The organism is Collimonas sp. (assembly GCF_035566375.1).
In the GTDB taxonomy this organism is placed as follows: Bacteria; Pseudomonadota; Gammaproteobacteria; order Burkholderiales; family Burkholderiaceae_D; genus Collimonas.
Genome location: NZ_DATMRK010000055.1, coordinates 114,295 through 133,942 on the forward strand (window position 1 = coordinate 114,295; position 19,648 = coordinate 133,942).

Annotated in this window: 18 protein-coding genes and 1 tRNA gene; 9 read left to right on the forward strand and 10 right to left on the reverse strand. The window is 55.0% G+C overall.

Annotated features, from left to right (window positions below):
- Window positions 1-103: 103 nt before the first annotated feature.
- From aspA to VNZ60_RS18710, 4 genes are all read left to right on the forward strand, one after another.
- Window positions 104-1,525 (forward strand): aspartate ammonia-lyase, encoded by a 1,422-nt coding sequence (gene aspA / locus VNZ60_RS18695; RefSeq protein ID WP_325661780.1) that lies wholly within the window; start codon window positions 104-106, stop codon window positions 1,523-1,525.
- Between the two features lie 46 nt (window positions 1,526-1,571).
- On the forward strand, window positions 1,572-2,894 hold the full coding sequence (locus tag VNZ60_RS18700) for a dicarboxylate/amino acid:cation symporter (protein WP_325661782.1): 1,323 nt from the start codon (window positions 1,572-1,574) through the stop codon (window positions 2,892-2,894).
- Window positions 2,895-2,984: 90 nt separating this feature from the next.
- A complete protein-coding gene (cuyB, locus tag VNZ60_RS18705; RefSeq protein WP_325661784.1) occupies window positions 2,985-4,442 on the forward strand; it encodes a cysteate racemase in 1,458 nt (485 codons plus the stop codon).
- 455 nt (window positions 4,443-4,897) lie between these two features.
- Window positions 4,898-5,791 (forward strand): amino acid ABC transporter substrate-binding protein, encoded by an 894-nt coding sequence (locus VNZ60_RS18710; protein WP_325661786.1) that lies wholly within the window; start codon window positions 4,898-4,900, stop codon window positions 5,789-5,791.
- A gap of 464 nt (window positions 5,792-6,255) precedes the next feature.
- Here VNZ60_RS18710 and glmS read toward each other — a convergent pair whose 3' ends face one another.
- Entirely contained in the window at window positions 6,256-8,073 is a 1,818-nt protein-coding gene (gene glmS, locus VNZ60_RS18715; RefSeq protein WP_325661788.1) for a glutamine--fructose-6-phosphate transaminase (isomerizing), read from the reverse strand.
- A gap of 161 nt (window positions 8,074-8,234) precedes the next feature.
- Here glmS and VNZ60_RS18720 point away from each other — a divergent pair, with 161 nt between their 5' ends.
- On the forward strand, window positions 8,235-8,699 hold the full coding sequence (locus VNZ60_RS18720) for an Lrp/AsnC family transcriptional regulator (protein ID WP_325661790.1): 465 nt from the start codon (window positions 8,235-8,237) through the stop codon (window positions 8,697-8,699).
- A gap of 65 nt (window positions 8,700-8,764) precedes the next feature.
- On the opposite strand, the gene glmU is transcribed toward VNZ60_RS18720, so the two are convergent.
- The 6 genes from glmU to VNZ60_RS18750 form a co-directional block, all read right to left on the reverse strand.
- Window positions 8,765-10,123, reverse strand: coding sequence for a bifunctional UDP-N-acetylglucosamine diphosphorylase/glucosamine-1-phosphate N-acetyltransferase GlmU (gene glmU / locus VNZ60_RS18725; RefSeq protein WP_325661791.1), 1,359 nt, complete (start codon window positions 10,121-10,123; stop codon window positions 8,765-8,767).
- A 172-nt stretch (window positions 10,124-10,295) separates the two neighbouring features.
- Window positions 10,296-10,886, reverse strand: a complete 591-nt coding sequence (locus VNZ60_RS18730) for a hypothetical protein (RefSeq protein ID WP_325661793.1) — start codon at window positions 10,884-10,886, stop codon at window positions 10,296-10,298.
- Between the two features lie 111 nt (window positions 10,887-10,997).
- Window positions 10,998-11,330 (reverse strand): YegP family protein, encoded by a 333-nt coding sequence (locus VNZ60_RS18735; protein WP_325661795.1) that lies wholly within the window; start codon window positions 11,328-11,330, stop codon window positions 10,998-11,000.
- Window positions 11,331-11,479: 149 nt separating this feature from the next.
- Window positions 11,480-12,433 (reverse strand): tRNA 2-thiocytidine(32) synthetase TtcA, encoded by a 954-nt coding sequence (gene ttcA, locus VNZ60_RS18740; protein WP_325661813.1) that lies wholly within the window; start codon window positions 12,431-12,433, stop codon window positions 11,480-11,482.
- Window positions 12,434-12,487: 54 nt separating this feature from the next.
- Entirely contained in the window at window positions 12,488-12,886 is a 399-nt protein-coding gene (locus tag VNZ60_RS18745; RefSeq protein ID WP_098495063.1) for a dihydroneopterin aldolase, read from the reverse strand.
- Between the two features lie 7 nt (window positions 12,887-12,893).
- Window positions 12,894-13,685: an SDR family oxidoreductase gene (locus VNZ60_RS18750; RefSeq protein WP_325661799.1), complete on the reverse strand. Its 792-nt coding sequence runs from the start codon at window positions 13,683-13,685 to the stop codon at window positions 12,894-12,896.
- A gap of 177 nt (window positions 13,686-13,862) precedes the next feature.
- Between VNZ60_RS18750 and VNZ60_RS18755 the strand changes: the two genes are divergently transcribed.
- Together VNZ60_RS18755 and VNZ60_RS18760 are read left to right on the forward strand one after the other, a co-directional pair.
- Entirely contained in the window at window positions 13,863-15,071 is a 1,209-nt protein-coding gene (locus tag VNZ60_RS18755; RefSeq protein ID WP_325661801.1) for a class I SAM-dependent methyltransferase, read from the forward strand.
- Between the two features lie 43 nt (window positions 15,072-15,114).
- Window positions 15,115-15,309, forward strand: coding sequence for a DUF2905 domain-containing protein (locus VNZ60_RS18760; protein WP_211460620.1), 195 nt, complete (start codon window positions 15,115-15,117; stop codon window positions 15,307-15,309).
- On the opposite strand, the gene arsC is transcribed toward VNZ60_RS18760, so the two are convergent.
- The 3 genes from arsC to kefF are packed head-to-tail and all read right to left on the reverse strand — an operon-like array spanning window position 15,306 to window position 18,111.
- Window positions 15,306-15,662 carry an arsenate reductase (glutaredoxin) gene (gene arsC / locus VNZ60_RS18765; RefSeq protein ID WP_325661804.1) on the reverse strand — a complete coding sequence of 119 codons (357 nt, stop codon included), beginning with the start codon at window positions 15,660-15,662 and terminating at the stop codon, window positions 15,306-15,308. The genes VNZ60_RS18760 and arsC overlap by 4 nt on opposite strands.
- Window positions 15,659-17,506 (reverse strand): glutathione-regulated potassium-efflux system protein KefC, encoded by a 1,848-nt coding sequence (kefC, locus tag VNZ60_RS18770; protein ID WP_325661806.1) that lies wholly within the window; start codon window positions 17,504-17,506, stop codon window positions 15,659-15,661. The genes arsC and kefC overlap by 4 nt, the downstream gene beginning before the upstream one ends.
- A 5-nt stretch (window positions 17,507-17,511) precedes the next feature.
- Window positions 17,512-18,111, reverse strand: a complete 600-nt coding sequence (kefF, locus tag VNZ60_RS18775; RefSeq protein WP_325661808.1) for a glutathione-regulated potassium-efflux system oxidoreductase KefF — start codon at window positions 18,109-18,111, stop codon at window positions 17,512-17,514.
- A 206-nt stretch (window positions 18,112-18,317) separates the two neighbouring features.
- Here kefF and VNZ60_RS18780 point away from each other — a divergent pair, with 206 nt between their 5' ends.
- Both VNZ60_RS18780 and VNZ60_RS18785 read left to right on the forward strand, forming a co-directional pair.
- Window positions 18,318-19,382 (forward strand): gamma-glutamyl-gamma-aminobutyrate hydrolase family protein, encoded by a 1,065-nt coding sequence (locus tag VNZ60_RS18780; RefSeq protein WP_325661810.1) that lies wholly within the window; start codon window positions 18,318-18,320, stop codon window positions 19,380-19,382.
- A gap of 170 nt (window positions 19,383-19,552) precedes the next feature.
- A tRNA-Tyr gene (locus VNZ60_RS18785) sits at window positions 19,553-19,638 on the forward strand.
- The last annotated feature ends 10 nt before the right edge of the window (window positions 19,639-19,648 follow it).

Sequence of the window (19,648 nt, forward strand, 5' to 3'; positions counted from 1 at the left end):
GTGTATTCCAATTTCAGTGGTACGTTATGCAAAAAGTGAATGACTTGTAGGTAACTCGCGAACGTTCCAATAGCATGGAGATCCCAAATTTGGAGACCTTACTATGCAGCCCATCACTGAACGCATTGAGCACGACCTTCTTGGCGATCTCGCCGTTCCTGCAGTTGCGTACTACGGAGTACACACAGTACGTGCTATTGAGAATTTTCCAATTTCAGGCACTCAAGTGTCTGCCTATCCAGAATTGATCAGGGCGTTGGCGGATATTAAGGAAGCTGCATCCGATGCCAATTTCAAGTTGGGGCTGCTGGATGAAAAGCGCGCCCAGGCTATTGCAGCGGCATGCCAGGAGATCAGGCACGGTAAGTTGCACGATCAGTTTGTCGTAGACGTCATTCAGGGGGGCGCCGGCACATCGACCAACATGAACGCCAATGAAGTAATCGCCAATCGTGCTATCGAACTGGAAGGATTCACCAAGGGTGACTACAGCTGGTTGCACCCGAACGAGCACGTCAACATGAGTCAATCCACTAATGACGTGTATCCGACAGCGTTGCGTCTTGCTGGCTATCGAGGAATTTACAGCCTCATTGATGCTATGGAAATGCTGCGTAAAAGCTTTGCTGGCAAGGCTGCAGAGTTTGCGGATGTTCTGAAGATGGGGCGGACTCAGCTGCAAGACGCTGTGCCGATGACTTTGGGGCAAGAGTTTTCAACTTACGCGGTCATGCTCGGCGAAGATATCGAGCGCCTGCGTGAAGCATCATTGCTCATTTGCGAAATCAATCTCGGTGCCACCGCTATCGGCACGGGTATCAACGCGCATCCTGATTATGCCGCTCTTGTCTGCCGACGATTGGCTGAGATTTCCACAATTCCCGTTGTTACTTCTCCCAATCTGGTGGAGGCGACACAAGATTGCGGCAGCTTTGTCCAAGTCTCGGGAGTTTTGAAGCGTATCGCGGTGAAGCTTTCCAAGATTTGCAACGACCTGCGCTTGCTCTCATCGGGTCCTCGCGCCGGATTCGGCGAGATCAATCTGCCGGCGCGGCAAGCAGGTTCCTCCATCATGCCCGGCAAGGTAAATCCAGTCATTCCGGAGGTAGTCAACCAGATAGCATTTGAGGTCATCGGAAACGATGTGACCATTTCGTTTGCAGCTGAAGCCGGCCAACTCCAACTCAACGCCTTCGAACCCATCATTGCACATAGCCTATTCAAGAGCGTTAAGCATCTGCGCGCAGGTTGCCTGGTGTTGGCGGAACTGTGCATCGACGGGATCACTGCAAATCGCGAAATGCTTCGCCGCAATGTTGAGAGCTCCATCGGTCTGGTTACTGCACTGAACCCTTACATCGGTTACGACAACGCCACCAGGATTGCCCAAGAAGCACTTTTGAATAATGAAAGCGTTTACGACTTGGTGCTTGCAAAGGGCTTGCTTTCCGAAGCTCAGCTCAAAGAGATTCTGAAGCCTGAAGTGCTCACCCAGCCTCGTCCGCCGGTCGTATTCGCAGCATAGGGCTTGCGGCAACACAGTTGGGATTAAATTTAAGAGGAGACAGATTTTGAAATTAAATAAATTAACAACATGGATTTTTCTTGCACTCGTACTGGGTGTTGTCGTCGGATACGCGTGTAATTTAGCGGCACCAGATGCTAAGGCCGCAAAGGAGATCGCTGCCTACTTCTCCGTCTTGGCGGATATTTTTCTGCGTATGGTCAAAATGATCATTGCCCCTCTCGTCTTCGCAACCTTGGTTGCTGGGATCACCAGTGTGGGGGATGGCAAAGCGGTCGGGCGGATTGGAATTAAAGCCTTAGGATGGTTTGTTACGGCTTCTTTCGTTTCGCTCTTGCTTGGATTTTGTTTTGCGCACCTGCTACATCCTGGTCTTAGCATGCATTTGCCGTTGCCGGAAGTAGGCGTCGTGACGAATCTTAAGACTGCGTCCCTGAATTTCAAGACGTTTATTGTCAACATTTTTCCCAAGAGTATCGTCGAGGCGATGAGTGGTAACGAAGTACTGCAGATCGTCATTTTTTCCCTGTTTTTTGGATTTGCACTTAATACAGTCAAAGGGACGGCTAGGGATTTGATCGTGGATATCGTTAATGGCCTCGTCCACGTGATGATCAAGGTGACTGACTACGTTATGCTGGCAGCGCCTCTTGGCGTTTTTGCCGCCGTGGCTGCAGCCATCACCGTACAGGGATTGGCCGTGTTGTCTACCTACGCGGCCCTGGTCAGCAGCTTTTACGTCGGGTTAGCCTCTCTCTGGCTAGTTCTCATCGCAGCGGGGTATTTCTTCCTCAAGAAGCGCGTATTTAGGCTCCTTGGCTTAATCAAAGAGCCAATCTTGATTGCGTTTTCGACCGCCAGCAGCGAAGCTGCTTATCCCAAAACTCTGGAGCAACTGGATAAGTTCGGAGTGAAGCGAGAGGTTAGCGGATTCGTCTTACCGATGGGTTATGCATTTAACCTTGATGGTTCGATGATGTACCAGGCGTTCGCGATGATTTTCATTATTCATGCCTACGGCATCGAGATGTCCTTGTCTACTCAGTTCATCATGCTTTTGGTGTTGATGGTCAGTAGCAAGGGGATGGCCGGCGTATCGCGCGCTTCTTTGGTTGTGGTAGCGGCGACACTGCCCCTGTTCGGATTACCAGAAAGCGCCTTGTTGCTGATTATGGGAATCGACGTATTCCTTGACATGGGCCGTACGGCAACTAACGTGGTTGGTAACAGCTTGGCAACAGCTATTATCGCCAAATGGGAAGGGAAACTTGGCCCGGAGACACCCGAAAAGGATGTTGCCCGAGAATCTCTGGGGCAACGCCTGCCTGGCGAAACTGCTCGATCACGCGAGTCGACATTAGTATCTTAATGTTGTTCTGATTTATAGCCCAATTTCATCTCTAATTACTTAGGGGCTTTCTTTGTTTCGAGCTCCATTTTTGCATCGCAGGAGATACATATGGAAGAATTCCGCAAACTTCGCTACGGCATTGTCGGTGGACTCGGCGCTCTAGGTGCTGCTGATATTTTCTTCAAAATGGTTAAGGCGGCGCCAACTAGATATGGCGCCGAGCAGCCCGAGTTTATCTTCGAGCAGCTGCCGTTTGCTGAAGGCGACGCTCCAGGAGAAAGACTGGCACTCCAGAATGGTCGCAAGCTGTATGTGTTCGATACGATCCGTCGTTTTGAAGATCGAGGTTTGAATGGGGTCATTCTGCCTTGCTTTATCAGTCATACATTCATTGAGGAACTGCGGGCTGAAGTCAAAGTTCCCATCGTGAGCATCATGGATGCTCTCCGGGAATTTATATCTCGCAAGCATCCCGAAGCACGACGTCTGGGCATCCTTACATCCGATTTTGTAAGGGAAAAAAATCTATTTGAACGTCATTTTGTCGATGATGGCTGTGATTTGATATATCCCAGCGACCAAGTTCAGAAAGAATGTGTCATGCCGGCCATTTATCGTCCAGATGGACTCAAAATGGGCTTTATGAAAGGCGCGTCGCTGGAGTTGTTGGCTAAAGCATGCCAAGATCTGCTGGCGCAAGGTGCGGATCTGATTGTGCCTGGCTTTACTGAAATTCCTATCATTGTCGATGCCCTGACCGAAATGGGGCTACCTGTCATCGATTCAAATCTGGTCTACGCAAACTACGCCGTTAATCATGGTGGTTCGTCTAGCAAAAAGCAATTCAAGATCGGTGTTGTTGGTGGTATTGGCCCAGCAGCCACCGTGGATTTCATGACCAAGATTGTGCGGAACACACCGGCTGAGCGAGACCAGGACCACATCAAGGTAGTCGTCGAACAAAATCCGCAAATCCCCGATCGTACGGCAAACCTGATTGGTGACGGAGCCGACCCAACAATTTCTCTTTACTCGACTTGCAAAAGACTTGAAGCGGCGGATGCAGACATCATCGCCATTCCATGTAATACCGCACATGCATTTGTAGAGCGCATACAGCCCTATCTTAGTATTCCTGTCGTGAACATGTTGACGGCAGCGGTGGAACATATTCAGAAGAATCTGCCTAGGGACGCCATTGTCGGATTGATGGCCACCACTGGTACAGTCCGCAGCGGCGTCTATCACGAAGCCGCGGCCAACGCTCGTATAGAACTTCTCATACCCGATGAAGATCACCAGTCAAGGGTCATGAATGCTATCTATGGCGAAGAAGGTATTAAGGCGGGATTTATCGAAGGATCTTGCAGAGAGGATCTTTGCGCTGTGCTGGAACATCTGGCAAAACGTGGTGCCAGGGCCGTGATTCTTGGTTGCACTGAATTACCACTTATTTTAAGTTCCACTGGGTCTTTCCCGGTATTCGGAACTACTGTTGAGATTATTGACCCCACAGAAATTTTGGCAAAAAAATGTGTGGCTTTCGCCATGGAATATAAAGGCTAAAACACCGGTTGGAAAGCATTTGGCATATAGCCTGCCGTATTTTTTGGATTTTCATTTTTCGTCGCAGCCTGGCTGTACTCATCAGAAAAACTGAGACGCCTCCGACCATTTCGATTGCATCCTTGTTGATTCTAGAATTTCTGACCTAACCAATGTAGTAACGAAATATTTGAGAAATTACGACTTTCTACGCCATGGCGAGAAAGTAAGGTCGGAAATCGATGCAAACACTTAGATCGTCTGGTCGATTGACTGGAAGTATTCGCTCAATGACTATTTCGATATTGTGGAAGAAGTTTCGATCAAGGCAGCAGACGCTTTGGCTAATGTTAAAGGGTGCGACATGCCTCTGGATGGGGATCTGTTTGTGATTGGCATAGCACTAGTAGTGTTGGAGCCAAAGCGATCGACCGTGTTGGTGGCCGAAGAAATAAATTCGTATCTAGGAGAGAGTCATGAGTCGTATCGCAATTTTCTTGGTGTTCGGAGTGGTCGTGTTTGCTGCTACCTGTACTGCGACGGCAGCGTCCACCACATTGGATAGAATCAGGGATCGCAAGGAAATTGTGCTTGGGTATCGAGACTCCTCGCTCCCGTTTTCGTATCTTGATGCCAGCATGAAGCCGGTCGGCTTCTCGATAGACTTGTGTGCCAATATTGTGGAGCATCTCAAAAAAAAATTGGGACTTCCGCAGCTCTCCGTTAAATACATCGTCGTCAATTCTTCCAATCGGATTTCTTCGGTAAAAAACGGCTTCATCGATATGGAGTGCGGCAGTACTGTCAATAATCTTCAACGGCAAAAGGCGGTCGCGTTTTCTGTCACCACATTCGTGAGTCAGCCTAAGTGGATGGTAAAAAAATCGTCCGAGATCAATGGTGCACCGGGACTTAAAGGAAAGGCGGTTGTCGTAACTCAAGGCTCCAATGCTGCCTCTTTTGCAAAGGAGGCAAACGAAAAGGAACACCTTGATCTCAAAATCTTACAGGCCAAGGATCATGACGAGTCCATGTCGATGCTTAGCTTTAACCGTGTCGTCGCTTTTATGGAAGATGACATCCTTCTTGCCGGTAAAAAGGCCTTCTCTCGCACCCCTGACGCCTATAAGTTTTTGCCTGAATCCTACGAGATTACCTATTACGGACTTATCCTTCCGAAGGACGATACAGAATTCAAGGAATTTGTTGATCAAACGTTGTCAGAGATGATGTCATCAGGCGTCTTTGAAAAGGTGTATTACAAGTGGTTTCAAAATCCAATTCCACCACTCGGAACCAATTTGAATTTTCCATTAAACCCCGAACTTAAGGCTCGGATGAAGAATCCGAGCGATAAAGTTTTTCAGTAAAAATGGACGAGAGGTAGAGGCTTCGACGATGTACCTTCTGACTGCTATACCTGATCTTCTTCTTTCCAAAGTGAGCGCATGGCGCGAATGCACATAGATGTTCATACTTAAATGAAAATGCGTATTCATGTTTAGCATTTAAACACCAACGGAATTGAGTCAGAAGCGCAATCAAACTTGACGTCCAAACTTAAAGTCGGCTTTCCCCATGCTTGGTTGCAGATCTATTGTCCAGAATTATTGGGCTCGGATAGGAGGTCATCAATTTTTCGCTGCAATGGCCGATGTACGGCAACAGTTAGTTGCGGGCAGATATATTCAATGGTATTAGACCAACCACTGTTTAGTCTTAGGTACCCCGGCAAAAATCTCATCTACTGTGGCACTTAACGATCCCGACAGACTTTATTGCCACCCGACGGACTTTATTGTTTGTGAGCATCAGTAGGCGAGATGTTTGAGCATCACTCCACAGTAACCGACTTAGCCAGATTCCGCGGCTTATCCACATCCGTCCCGCGCGCCAACGCCGTGTGATACGCCAGTAATTGCAGCGGCACTACGTGCAAGATAGGCGACAACAGCCCGTAGTTTTCCGGCAGCCGGATCACATGCACGCCCTCGCTCGATTTGATGTGTGAGTCAGCATCCGCAAAGACATAAAGCTGGCCGCCGCGGGCGCGCACTTCTTGCATGTTCGATTTCAATTTTTCGATCAGCGCATCGTTAGGCGCGACCGTAACCACCGGCATTTCTTCGGTGACCAGCGCCAGCGGCCCGTGTTTGAGTTCTCCGGCGGCGTAGGCTTCGGCGTGGATGTAGGTGATTTCCTTGAGCTTCAATGCGCCTTCGAGCGCGATCGGATAGTGGATGCCGCGCCCGAGGAACAGGGCGTTTTCCTTGCGCGCGAAGGCTTCGGCCCAGGCTACGATGTGCGGTTCCAGCGCCAGCACGCTTTGCAGTGCGGCGGGCAGGTGGCGCATGGCTTTCAGGTGGGCGGCTTCTTCTTCGTCGCTGAGGCGGCCCTTGCTTTGCGCCAGTGCCAGCGCCAGCAGGAATAGCGCGACCAGCTGGGTGGTGAAGGCTTTGGTCGAGGCGACGCCGACTTCGACGCCGGCGCGCGTGATGTAAGCCAGCGCGCATTCGCGCACCATGGCGCTGGTGGCGACATTGCAGATGGTCAGCGTATGTAGCATGCCTAGCGCCCTGGCATGTTTGAGCGCGGCCAGCGTGTCGGCGGTCTCGCCGCTTTGCGAGATGGTGACTACCAGCGAGTTTGGATTCGGCACGCTGTCGCGGTAGCGGTATTCGCTGGCGATCTCGACGTTGACCGGAATCCTGGCGATCGATTCGATCCAGTATTTGGCTGTAAGGCCTGCGTAGTAGCTGGTGCCGCAAGCCAGGATCAGGACTGAATCAATTTTCTTGAAAACATTGAAGGCGCCGTCGCCGAACAGTTCCGGCATGATGCCGGTGACACCCTCCAAGGTATTGGCAATCGCCCGCGGTTGTTCGAAAATTTCCTTTTGCATGTAATGCTGGTACGGACCCAGTTCGACTGCGCTGGTGTAGGCATGCACGGTTTTGACTTCGCGTTCGACGGCTTTGCCGGCGGCGTCGACGATCCAGACGCGCTGCAATTGCAGGTCGACCACGTCGCCTTCTTCCAGGTAAATGATCTGATCCGTGGTACCGGCCAGCGCCATGGCGTCCGAGGCGACGAAATTCTGGCCCTGGCCAACGCCGACGATCAATGGCGAACCCTGGCGGGCGGCGACTACGCGGTGCGGTTCGTCGACGCAGAACACGGCAATTGCGTAGGCGCCGGTCAGGCGTCGCACGGCTTGTTGCACGGTGGCGAACAGGTCGCCGTTGTACATATGATCGACCAGATGGGCGATCACCTCGGTGTCGGTCTGGCTTTCGAATTTGTAGCCGGCGGCTTGCAGTTCAGCGCGCAGTTCGTCGTGGTTTTCGATAATGCCGTTGTGGACCAGGGCGATGCGGTCACGCGAAAAATGCGGGTGGGCGTTGTGGGTTGCCGGTGCGCCGTGGGTTGCCCAGCGGGTGTGCGCAATTCCGGTAAAACCCGACAAATGGGCTTTTTCGACTTGCGCTTCCAGATCCACCACCCGCGAAGTGCTGCGCGAACGCTGCAATTTGCCGTCTATATGCAAGGCGACGCCGCAGGAATCGTAACCGCGGTATTCGAGCCGCTTCAATCCTTCCAGCAGGATGGGGGTGACGTTAATCTGGGCAACTGCTGCGACGATTCCGCACATGGCTTTCCTCATTGATTAGGTGAATGGACGTATCTTAGGTCAGCGCTCATGAAATATGATTACTAAATCAAGTAGTATTTGATTGAATATTTCATGTTATAAATCATGTGGAATATTATTTCATTTATACTTTAATTTATCTAATAAATTGCATATTGCCCATGGATATCGTTCTCGATGAGCTGGATAAAAGGATTTTGAATGCCTTGCAGGCCGATGCTGTGCAAACCAACCATCAGCTGGCGCAGCAGGTGCATGCGTCGGCGCCGACTTGTTTGCGACGGGTCAAGCGCCTGACCGACGCCGGCGTCATCCTGCGCCAGGTGGCGATCGTGGCGCCCGACAAGGTCGGCGCCGGCTTGACCGCGATTGTCGAAGTCACGCTGGATAACCAGGCGGCGGAACGGTTGCTGGAGTTTGAAGCGCTGGTGGCGAATGAAGCGGCGCTGTTGCAATGTTATCGGGTGTCGCCGGGACCGGATTTCGTGCTGGTGGTGCAAGTGGCGGATATGGCGGCCTACCATGCGCTGGCGCACCAGTTGTTTGCCGCACAAAAGAACGTGCGCAATGTGCGGACGTATTTTTCGATTTACCGCAGCAAGTTCGATACACGGCTGGCCGTATAAAAGAAAACACCGGTCGTAACCGGTGTTCATCGCTCTTGCCTGTTTAGTTTGCTTAAGTATCTTGCTTACTTCTTGATCTTGACCGGCCGTTGCCAGCCGTCGATAGTGATCTGGCGCGCACGCGAGACGGTCAGCTTGCCTTCCGGCGCATCCTTGGTCAGCGTGGTGCCGGCGCCCAGGGTCGCGCCTTTGCCTACCCGCACCGGCGCCACCAGTTGGCTGTCGCTGCCGATAAAGGCGTCGTCTTCGATAATAGTGCGGAATTTGTTGGCGCCGTCGTAGTTGCAGGTAATGGTGCCGGCGCCGATATTCACGCGCGATCCCACCGTGGCGTCGCCGACATAGGCCAGGTGATTGGCTTTGCTGTGGGCTGCGACCTGACTGTTCTTTACCTCGACGAAATTGCCGATATGGACGTCTTCACCCAGTTCGGTGCCGGGACGCAGGCGCGCGTAAGGCCCGATCTGAGAAGCGGCGCCGACCACCGCATCTTCGATATGGCAGAACGGTTTGATGTTGGCGTCGCGGCCGATACGGGCATTCTTGATGACGCAATGCGCGCCGATCACGGCGCCGTCTTCTATGCTGACCTCGCCTTCGAAGATGCAGCCGATATCGATGCTCACATCGCGGCCGCATTTGAGCACGCCGCGCACGTCCAGACGCGCCGGGTCGAGCAGGGTAACGCCCTGTTCCAGCAAGCGTTCAGCGATATTGCGTTGATGGATGCGTTCCAGTTCGGCCAGTTGCACCTTGCTGTTGACGCCCAGCGTTTCCGCGTTGGCGTCGGGCTGGGCCGACACCACCGGCGTGCCGTCGGCGACGGCGCTGGCGACGATATCGGTCAGATAGTATTCGCCCTGAGCATTGTTGTTGGACAGGCCGGCCAGCCATTGCTTGAGCTGCACGGTTGGCGCCACCATGATGCCGGTATTGCATTCGCGAATTGCGCGTTGTTCCGGCGTCGCGTCTTTTTGCTCGACGATGCTGACGATCTGGCCATGCTCGCGGACGATGCGGCCATAACCGGTCGGGTCAGGCAGGTCTACCGTCAGGACTGCCAGTTTGTCGTTGCCGGCGCTATCGATCAAACGTTGCAGCGTGCTGCTGGCGATCAGCGGCACATCGCCGTAGAGCACCAGCGTAGGCACCGCGTCGTCCAGATGTGAAGCAGCCTGCGCGACCGCGTGACCGGTGCCGAGTTGCGGTTCTTGCTTGGCAAACACCAGGTCGGCAGCTGCCAGAGAGCGCGGTACGGCGTCGCCGCCATGACCGTAGATGACGCACAAGGTGGTGGGAGACAGGGCGCGCGCCGCACTGATCACATGCGATAGCAGCGGTTTGCCCGCCAACGGATGCAACACTTTCGGCAGCGCGGACTGCATGCGCTTGCCCATGCCGGCAGCGAGAATGACAACGTTCATAGTCGATAGATAGAAAATAGGTGGCAAATTTTATCACGCGCGGCCGCTCTAAATTCAGCGTCCATGCTGCATATATGGCAACAAAAGAATCCGCCTCAAGGCCGGGTTTACGGCGTTGAGGCGATGCGCTGCTTATATTGTACGAACTTGAGTTGTGCGAACTTGAGCAGGATTAATAGCGCTGCCAGAAGCCGCCCGAGAACGACCAGCTGTTGCCATTGCGGACCCAATGTCCCGGCGCCCAGAAATACCCGTCGCGGCGCGCTTCCCAATGGCCGTTGACCCATTCGTGCTGGCCATTGTTCCAGCGCCAGTAACCGCCTATCCAGACGTGGTTGGGGCTAGGCGCGGGAGCGATGATTTCGACCCGTGGCGGCGGCGGCGCCACATTGATTACGACAGGCGGGGCGCTATAGGTGTTGTTGATCTGGACCCAGCGACCAGGATGGAAGATCCATTGGCCGCCCTCGTTGTTCCAGTAAGCGTGCTGGAAAACCATGTTTTGCCGCGATTGCTCCCAATGACCGTTATTCCAGACGTAGCGGTTGTTCTCCCACTTCCAATGGCCCGCGATCCAGTAAGAATCCGGATAGGGCGCCGGTGGCACGGCTTCCACCAGCGGCGCCGGCGGCGCTTGCACCACTTTGACTTCGCGGTATTCAACTCGGGTGCGCGGCGGTTCGACTACGCAGCCAGCCAGCGAAACGGTGGCCGCTGCCACGGCTGACAATACAAGATAACGTTGCAAACGACGACGGTTCATTTATGTCTCCAGAAAAAGATCCTGGGTATTAAACGGTTTGCCGTACGGAATGAATACAGGGCTTACAAATGCTTGCAATTCGACTTTGCCGCTTGTCCCGCCGGCAAGCGGTCAGGCTTCATCTGTGATATCGGTGCTGGGGCCGTTTTTCTTGACCGCATCGATACCGGCGTCGCGTGCGCTGGTGGTGTTGTACATCTGGCTACTGCCGATGACCTGATGATTCGCTGCTTTCAGGTTGAAATAGAATCTACCGTTGGAAGCCTGGTTGCGGCTGTAGCGATCGTCCTGGGTGCTGTTGCTCTGGACCGAGGCGATGCCATTTTCGGCGGAGGCCTTGGCGACGTACATTTCACTGTTCAACACCACTTCGCCGTTGCTAGAGCAGAGCAGGAAATAGAACTGTCCATCCACTGACTTCTTGAGTACATAGGACCCTGCCATTGCGCTTCTCCTGATAAGTTGCCGACTGTGCGGTGGCGCAATATCGCCGTGCGTATTCAGCTGGACACGGCCGATTGCGCCTGATCGCCGCTGGTCCGTTTCGACGCTGGTCCGTTTCGATTATATAGCCCGGCTGGGATTCCGATGGATCAGTCTGCAGCCCGTAAAGGAATAATGCTGGCGACGGTTACAGGCGTTGAGCAAGGATCATCGTCAAAAGCGATATCGCCGTTGGGATCGGCAATGCCGCTGGCTTTCAATCCGGTGAAGCCGAACAGATTGCGGTCCATCAGATGTGACGGCGCTACCGTCGACAGCGAGGAGAAAATATTTTCTACCCGGCCCGGGAATTTCTTTTCCCAGTCACGCAGCATGCCCTTGATCTGCTTGCGTTGCAGGTTTTCCTGGCTGCCGCACAGATCACAAGGAATGATGGGAAATTGCTTGACCTCGGCATAGCGGCTGAGGTCGACTTCCTTGACGTAGGCCAGCGGCCGGATCACGATTTGTTTGCCGTCGTCCGATTGCAGTTTGGCCGGCATGCTCTTCAGCTTGCCGCCGAAGAACATGTTGAGGAAGAAGGTTTCCATGATGTCGTCGCGATGGTGGCCGAGTGCGACCTTGGTCGCGCCCAGCTCGGTAGCGACCCGATACAAAATGCCGCGCCGCAGGCGTGAGCACAGTGAACAGGTGGTTTTGCCTTCCGGGATCAAACGCTTGACGATGCTGTAGGTATCCTGGTTTTCGATATGGTAGGCAACCCCCAGTTTCTCCAGATATGCCGGCAGGATGTGGTCGGGGAAATTCGGCTGCTTCTGATCCAGGTTGACCGCGACGATCTCGAAATTGATCGGCGCCCGTTCACGCAAGGTCATCAGGATATCCAGCAAGGCATAACTGTCCTTGCCACCGGACAGGCAGACCATCACTTTGTCGCCGTCTTCGATCATGTTGAAATCGCCGATCGCCTGGCCGACCTGGCGGCACAGGCGCTTATGCAGCTTATTGTTTTCGTGGGCGATTTTCTCGACGCTCTTCTGGCTTGGCGCGCTCACAGCGGCTTCGCTGGCCGCCGCTGGCGGCGTTAGTAATTGGTCTTGCATAGGGACTTCCTGTTTCAATAGCTCATTCATGGTGACACTCATGGTGATTCTGCCTCAAGCTTTCGGTTTGATCCGAAACACTTCGACCCCGACCGAGCGGCAATCAGGATAGGCGTCAGGTTTCTCAGAGGATACCCGTACCGCGCGCACCCTCGGATGCAGCAGCAGGGCGTTGGCGAGGTCATCGCACAAGGTTTCCTGCAAATGGATATGGCCTTGCGCCATGCGCTTTGCTACGGTATTGCGCATGAAATTGTAATCCAGCACGTCATCCACATGATCTTTGGTGGGCGTTGATAAAGCCAAGGGCACAAACAGGTCGACATTGATCAGCGCGCGCTGCGTGCCTTGTTTTTCAGATTCGTAGACGCCGATATTGATCTGCACTTCATAGTCGCGCAGGAACAGGCGACGGCAATCGCTAAGGTCGGGGTGGATGAGTGCAGAGAGCATGGTGTTTTCAGTGAGATTGGGACGACTGGCCGTGAACGGCGAGCTGATCCCGTGGGTGAGGATACAGATGTTGGCCGCCATCGACCACTAGTGTACTGCCGGTAATGGCGGAGGAGGAGGCGGCAAAACAGACTGCCGCCGCAATGTCGTCCAGAGCTGCCGGCAACGTTGGTTGCGGGTCCGCTGTTGCCATTGATGTCTGTAGTGACGCCGCCAGTGACGGCGCGATCCCTACTACCCGCAACTGCGGTGCATATGCCTTCGCCAGCAAGGCGGTAGCGCTGTGCAGCGCCGCCTTGGATAGCGTATAGGAGAGGAAATCCGCTTGCGGATTGAATAGCTTTTGATCCAGCAGATTGATGACTACCGCTTGCGCGCCTTCGCTCTTGAGGGTGGCGGCGTACAGCGCCTGCGTCAGCAGGATGGGGGCGGTCAGATTGCTTTGCAGGTGGCGTTCCAGGCCGGCGGCGGAAAAATCGAGGGCACTGTCTGGTTCAACGTGGCTGGCGTTGTTGACGATACAGCCGACGCCGCCGATGCCGCCGAATTCTTGCGCCACGCGCGGCAGCAACTGATGGATCTCGGTTTCCTTGCTTAAATTGCACTGGATGGCGACGGCCTCGGTTCCCAGCGCCTGGCATTCCTGCAGCAGTGCCAAGAGCGCTGCCGGCGCGCTGTCATCCTGATAATGCAGCGCCAGACGCCAGCCCTGTTGCGCCAGCGCCAGCGCAATGGCACGGCCGACCGGGCTGGCGGCGTCGGTGACAAGGGCAACGGTTGGGGCAACTGTAGTACGCATGATCATGTACGGATAGTTAAACTAATATAAATGAGCTAATAACAAATAATTGGTAAATAATAAATCTGCCGAACGGAATTTTCCGGGCGATGCAGCCAGGCGCCATTTGTATTCTTTCTGCGTTCTTTCACTGCCTTCGCATGCTTCAGCGCCGGCGTTATCTTCTACAATAGCGCCATGCAACTGCAATTACCCGAAGCTTCGGTCGAAGCACAGCGCGCATCGCGCCTGTTACACAATCTGATCGCCACTGAAATCCGCCGCCAACATGGCTGGATTTCATTCGCGCGTTATATGGAACTGCTGCTGTACGCGCCGGATCTTGGTTATTACAGCGGCGGCGCGGCGAAATTGGGCAAAGACGGTGATTTTACAACCGCGCCCGAGATTACGCCGCTTTTTGGCGCGACTTTGGCCCGTTTGACAACGGAATTGCTGCTTTCGTCACCCGCTCTACAGCCGCAGATCCTGGAGTTCGGCGCCGGCAGCGGCCAACTGGCTTATGACATCCTGACTGAATTGTCCACCCACTTGGCCACCGACCTGGCCGCCGGCAAGCATGGCGCCGCTATGCCGCAAGCGTATTACATCGTTGAATTATCGGCCGAACTGCGGGCCCGCCAGCAGCTGAAATTGCGAGCGTTTCCGCAAGTACAGTGGCTGGATCGTTTGCCCGAGGCTTTTTCCGGAGTGGTGATCGGCAATGAAGTACTGGATGCGATGCCGGTGGAGTTGGTGTTGCGCGGTGCGCAAGGCTGGCTGCAGCGCGGGGTCGGCCTGGCGGCTTCAGGTACGGATGGCGAAGATGGTCAATTTATCTACATCGATCGCCCCGCTGAACCGGCGCTGATCGCACAAATCCCCGATGCGGAGTCGCTGACAGTAGGCCATCTGACCGAAGTGCATCCGGTGGCGATCGGTTTCATGCGCTCGCTGGGCGCCATGCTAAAGGCGGGCCAGGGCGCTATCGCGCTGTTTTTCGACTACGGTTTTCCCGCCGCAGAATATTATTTGCAGCAACGCGATCAAGGCACGTTGATGTGTCACTACCGTCATCACGCCCATCCCGATCCGTTTTATCTGCCGGGTTTGCAAGATGTCACCGCCCACGTTGATTTCACCGCGATGGCAGTCGCCGCCCTTGACAGCGGCTTGGAGGTGCTGGGTTATAGCAGCCAGGCTGCCTTCTTGCTGGAGGCCGGGATCGGCAAACTATTGCTGCGCACCTCGCCGGAGCACGCTTTAGCCTATCTGCCGCAAGCCAATGCCTTGCACAAGCTGGTGTCGCCGGCTGAGATGGGCGAGTTGTTCAAGGTGCTGGCGGTTGGCGTCCATGCTGAGTTGCCTGAGCGCTTTGCCCGCCATGATCGCAGCCACCGCCTATGAGTTCCCGTGAGTTGCCTATGAGTCGCCGCTCTGAAAGCACAGCATGATTCGCTGGATGCTGGTGATTTTCGTCGCCGTCATCGTGTTTTCCAGCGCCTTGCCCTGGCTGGAAAAACTCGGCCTGGGGCGCTTGCCCGGCGACCTTCGGTTTACCCTGTTCGGCAAGAAATTCTCCTTGCCGTTCGCTTCCACAATTTTGCTGTCGACCGTGTTGTTTCTGCTGGTCCGGCTGCTTTAGGTATCCAACAGTTCATTAAACACGCCCGGTGCCCGCGCAATCACCGCACGGTTGCCATACACCACGACCGGCCGCTGCAACAGCTTAGGATGTGCCGCCACCGCTTGCAGCAGCGTTGCATCATCGGCCTGGGCCAGATTGAGCTCTGCGTATTCGGCTTCATTGTCGCGCACCATGGCGCTGGCCGGGCAGCCCAACTGCCGCTGCAGGGTTTGCAACTGGGCTAGCGTCAACGGGGTTTTTTGATAGTCGACGACTTCCAGTTTGATTTTTTTCTCGCTGCTGAATTGTTCGGCGAGGGCTAACGCCTCGCGTGATTTCGAACAGCGCGGATTGTGATAAATCGTGATCATCTTGGCTCCTGTGTAATGGTTTGATCCAGCGGCAATACTTCATCGTCCCAGCCGCTGGCCGGCATGTCTTCGCGCAAGATGCGGTCGTGGGCAAACATTTCTTCCAGTTCTTCGCGCGCCTTTTTGGCAATCGAGACGATTTGCTGCTGGTCTTTTTGATGCGGATACATATCGTGCAGGGTTTGCAGGTTGTGGGCACGGAATTTCATTGCGGCCTGACGCGCCCGGTAGGCGCCGAAACCCATCGTACGTAAGGCCTGCTGCCCGAGTTGCAAGGCCGATTCGAAGGTTTCGCGTTCAATCACAGTCACGCCCAGATCCATCAAGCCGAAATAGTGGGTAACGTTGCGCGCCCGCGCGACGATCGGCAGGTCGGGAAATACGTGGCGTACTGCCGCCACCAGCTTCAGGCTGCCTTCGATGTCATCCAGCGCCACCACCAGCAAACGCGCCTTGGCGATGCCGGCGGCGCGCATCAGATCCATGCGGGTGGCGTCGCCATAGAACACCTTGAAACCGAATTTTCGCAGCAGATCGATCTGATCAGGGCTATGGTCGAGCACAGTCAAGCCAATTTTATTTGCGTGCAGCAGACGGCCGATAATCTGTCCGAAGCGGCCAAAGCCGGCGATGATGACTGGATTTTCATTGTCGTCGATTTCATCGTCCGGACGTTTCTGCGCAGTCAGGAAATAGGGCGCGATAACTTTGTCATACAGTACCAGCAGCAGCGGCGTGGTGACCATCGACAGCGCAATCACGACCACCAGGATCGATGAGGTTTCCTGGGAAAATACACGGGCGGTGGCGGCTGCGCCGAACACCACGAAGGCGAACTCGCCGCCTTGCGACAGCAAGGCCGCAAACAGGAATTGCTGGCCGCGCTCGATCCGGAATACTTTGCTGAGCAGGTACAGAACGATCAGCTTGATCGTCAGGAATCCCGCCACCAGGCCCAGAATCAGCCAGGGCTGGGTCAGCAGCAGGCCGAAGTCGACCGACATGCCGACCGCGATAAAGAACAGGCCCAGCAGCAAACCTTTGAACGGTTCCAGATCGGTTTCCAGCGCGTGCCGATATTCCGAATCGGCCAGCAGTACGCCGGCCAGGAAGCTGCCCAACGCCATCGACATGCCTACCGATTCCATCAGCAGGCCGATGGCAATCACCAGCAATAGCGCGAACGCGGTGAAGATTTCGCGCAGTCCGGTACGGGCGATCATGCGGATCAGAGGGCGGATCAGATAGCGGCCGCCGATGATCAGCGTGGCGATCACCGCCACCACCTTCAAGCCGCCGATCCAGCCTTCGCCGCTGCCGTGGGCCGCGGCGACGCCGAGCACCGGCACGATGGCAATCATGGGGATGGCGGCGATGTCCTGGAACAGCAGAATGGCGAAGCCGGCCTGGCCGGCGGGAGTGCCGGTTAACTTGCGTTCGTTGATGGTTGCCAGGGCGATCGCGGTGGACGACAGCGACATGCCGAGCGCAGCGATCAGCGCGGTTTTCCAGTCGACGCCGACGGCCACGGCAGCGCCGAACAGCGCCAGCGAAACCATCGCCACCTGGGCCGTGCCCCAGCCGAAAATCGAGCGCCGCAGTGACCATAGGCGTTTCGGCTCGAGTTCGAGGCCGATCATGAACAGCAGCAGCACCACGCCGAATTCGGAGAAATGCAGGATGTCTTCGACATTGTCGATCAGGCGCAAGCCCCAAGGGCCGATGGCCATGCCGGCCAGCAGATAACCCAGCACCGCACCCAGGCCCAGCCGCTTGGCAATCGGCACCGCTGCGACCGCCGCAGCCAGATATATCAAGCCATTGAATAAGAGATTATGTTCCATGAGTTCTAGCTGCCTGTGAGCGATGTCGATGTCGATGTCGATGTTTCTGTTGTCAGCAATTCCGGCCAGTTCGGGTAACTCGCTAGGCGTTTTCGATAGAACTCGATGTGCGCCGCCAGGGTTTGCTGGTTGACCTGGTGGGCGCCAAACAGCAGATGCGGTGGCAGCCAGCGCATGCCGCACAACTGCGCGGTTTGCTGGAACGGCGGCAGGAAAGCCGAGAAGGGAAACAGATTATGGCCCTCTGCCTGGTACGAATGATGCGAGCCGCCGGTGGTGGCGACCAGCCAGAAATCCTTGCCGTGCAGGGCATTACCGCCCGGGCCATAAGCCCAGCCGGGGGTAAATACGCAATCCACCCATTGTTTCAGCAGCGCCGGCATGCTGTACCACTGCACCGGATGTTGAAACACGATCAGGTCGGCTTGCGCCACCAGCGCCTGTTCGCGCCGCACCGGGATATGAAAATCCGGGTACAGCTCATACAGATCGTGTACCAGTACGTTAGGTACTTTGGCGGCGGCTTCCGCCAGTCGCCGGTTGGCGCGCGAATGATGCGGCGTCGGATGCGCGTACAGGATCAGGATTTGCGGTGATTTGGTCATGGCGAGCGATGGTGGTTGCGGGCTAAATGGTAAAAATGGGTAACGTAAGATGAACTGATATTGAAAACAATGCTCACACAAGAATCAAGTCTATACTTTGGCGAACTGATTTGGATCAAGTCCGGCGCCAGGGCATTATTTTTGCTTGCAGCGGACATGCTAGCAGTACTTCCTCAATTTTTTATTCCTGACAATTTTTGACATCTATGTCTGACTCCAAAGACCCCCAATCAAACGATCCTGTACGCCCGGCCCCTGATCCCGATACGGCAGCCGAGGTCAAGCCAGTTACGCCTCCTGAGCCGGTTGCAGCCAAACCGGTGAAGGCAGAATCCCACTCTCACCCCGGCCAATCTGGCGCGACCAGCGCCTTCAGGGCGGCCGGCCCGGGCAACGACGATAGCCCGCCATGGCCGCAGACCTGGAAGCTGATCGCGGCGCGTTTCCGCGCGCTGTCGGACAAGGCTGGCCGGCGCATGATGCAACGGACCTTGAAGATCGGCATTTCAGCGCGGATATTTCATCCGGAAGAGGGCGCCAAAGGCTTGCGCGGGCGGACTCTGCAATATCTGGAGGAGTCGATCGCGCAGTGGGTCATGTCGCGCAATGTGCTGGTGTTCATGATTCCTACCGTCAACACCAACGGCCTGGTCCACCCTAGTTCAATCCGGCTGCGCGATTACGCCAAGCATCTGGACGGCCTGGTGCTGCAAGGCGGCGCCGACGTTTCGCCGCAAAGTTATGCACAAGCCGCCACCCGGCCGGAATGGGGCGGCGACCGGGTGCGTGACATGTACGAGCTGGAGCTGCTGCATGAATTTATCGAAGCGGGCAAGCCGGTGCTGGGGATTTGCCGCGGTTGCCAGTTAATCAATGTGGCCTTTGGCGGCACCTTGTATCAAGACATCGCGACCGACGTCCCGACCTCGATCAAGCACGTGAACGACGAGTACGATCGCTTGCATCATGCGATTCAATTTCCAGCGGGTTCCTCTTTGGCAACTTTGTTCAACAGCCATGGCAGCGAGCAAAACGAATGGGTGGTTAATTCCATCCATCACCAGGCAGTGCGGGATTTGGGGCGTGACCTGACGGTAGAGGCGATCTCTGGAAGCGATAATATCGTTGAGGCAATACGTTACCGCAAAGCAGCTTTCGTCATGGGTTTGCAATGGCATCCGGAATTCCATCGCGCTGGCGGTCCGCAATTGCTGGATTGCACGCCGATACTCGATGGTTTTCTAAGAGCTGCACGCGAGACGCGTTTCTGATATCATCTCGCGCCTTGGCCGGTGAAGTGTATTTGCGCTTTTTCCCGATTCCGGCCGGGCCCGATGGCGATTCGACGGGGAAATTGAAAAAAACTAAGAAATATTTAGAAGAAATCGATTTCCATAGTTGACACTCAAAGGGTGCTTTACTATAATCTGGGGTTCCCTGCGGAGAGGTGGCCGAGTGGTTAATGGCAGCAGACTGTAAATCTGCCCTCTTACGAGTACGCTGGTTCGAATCCAGCCCTCTCCACCATTTTGGGAAG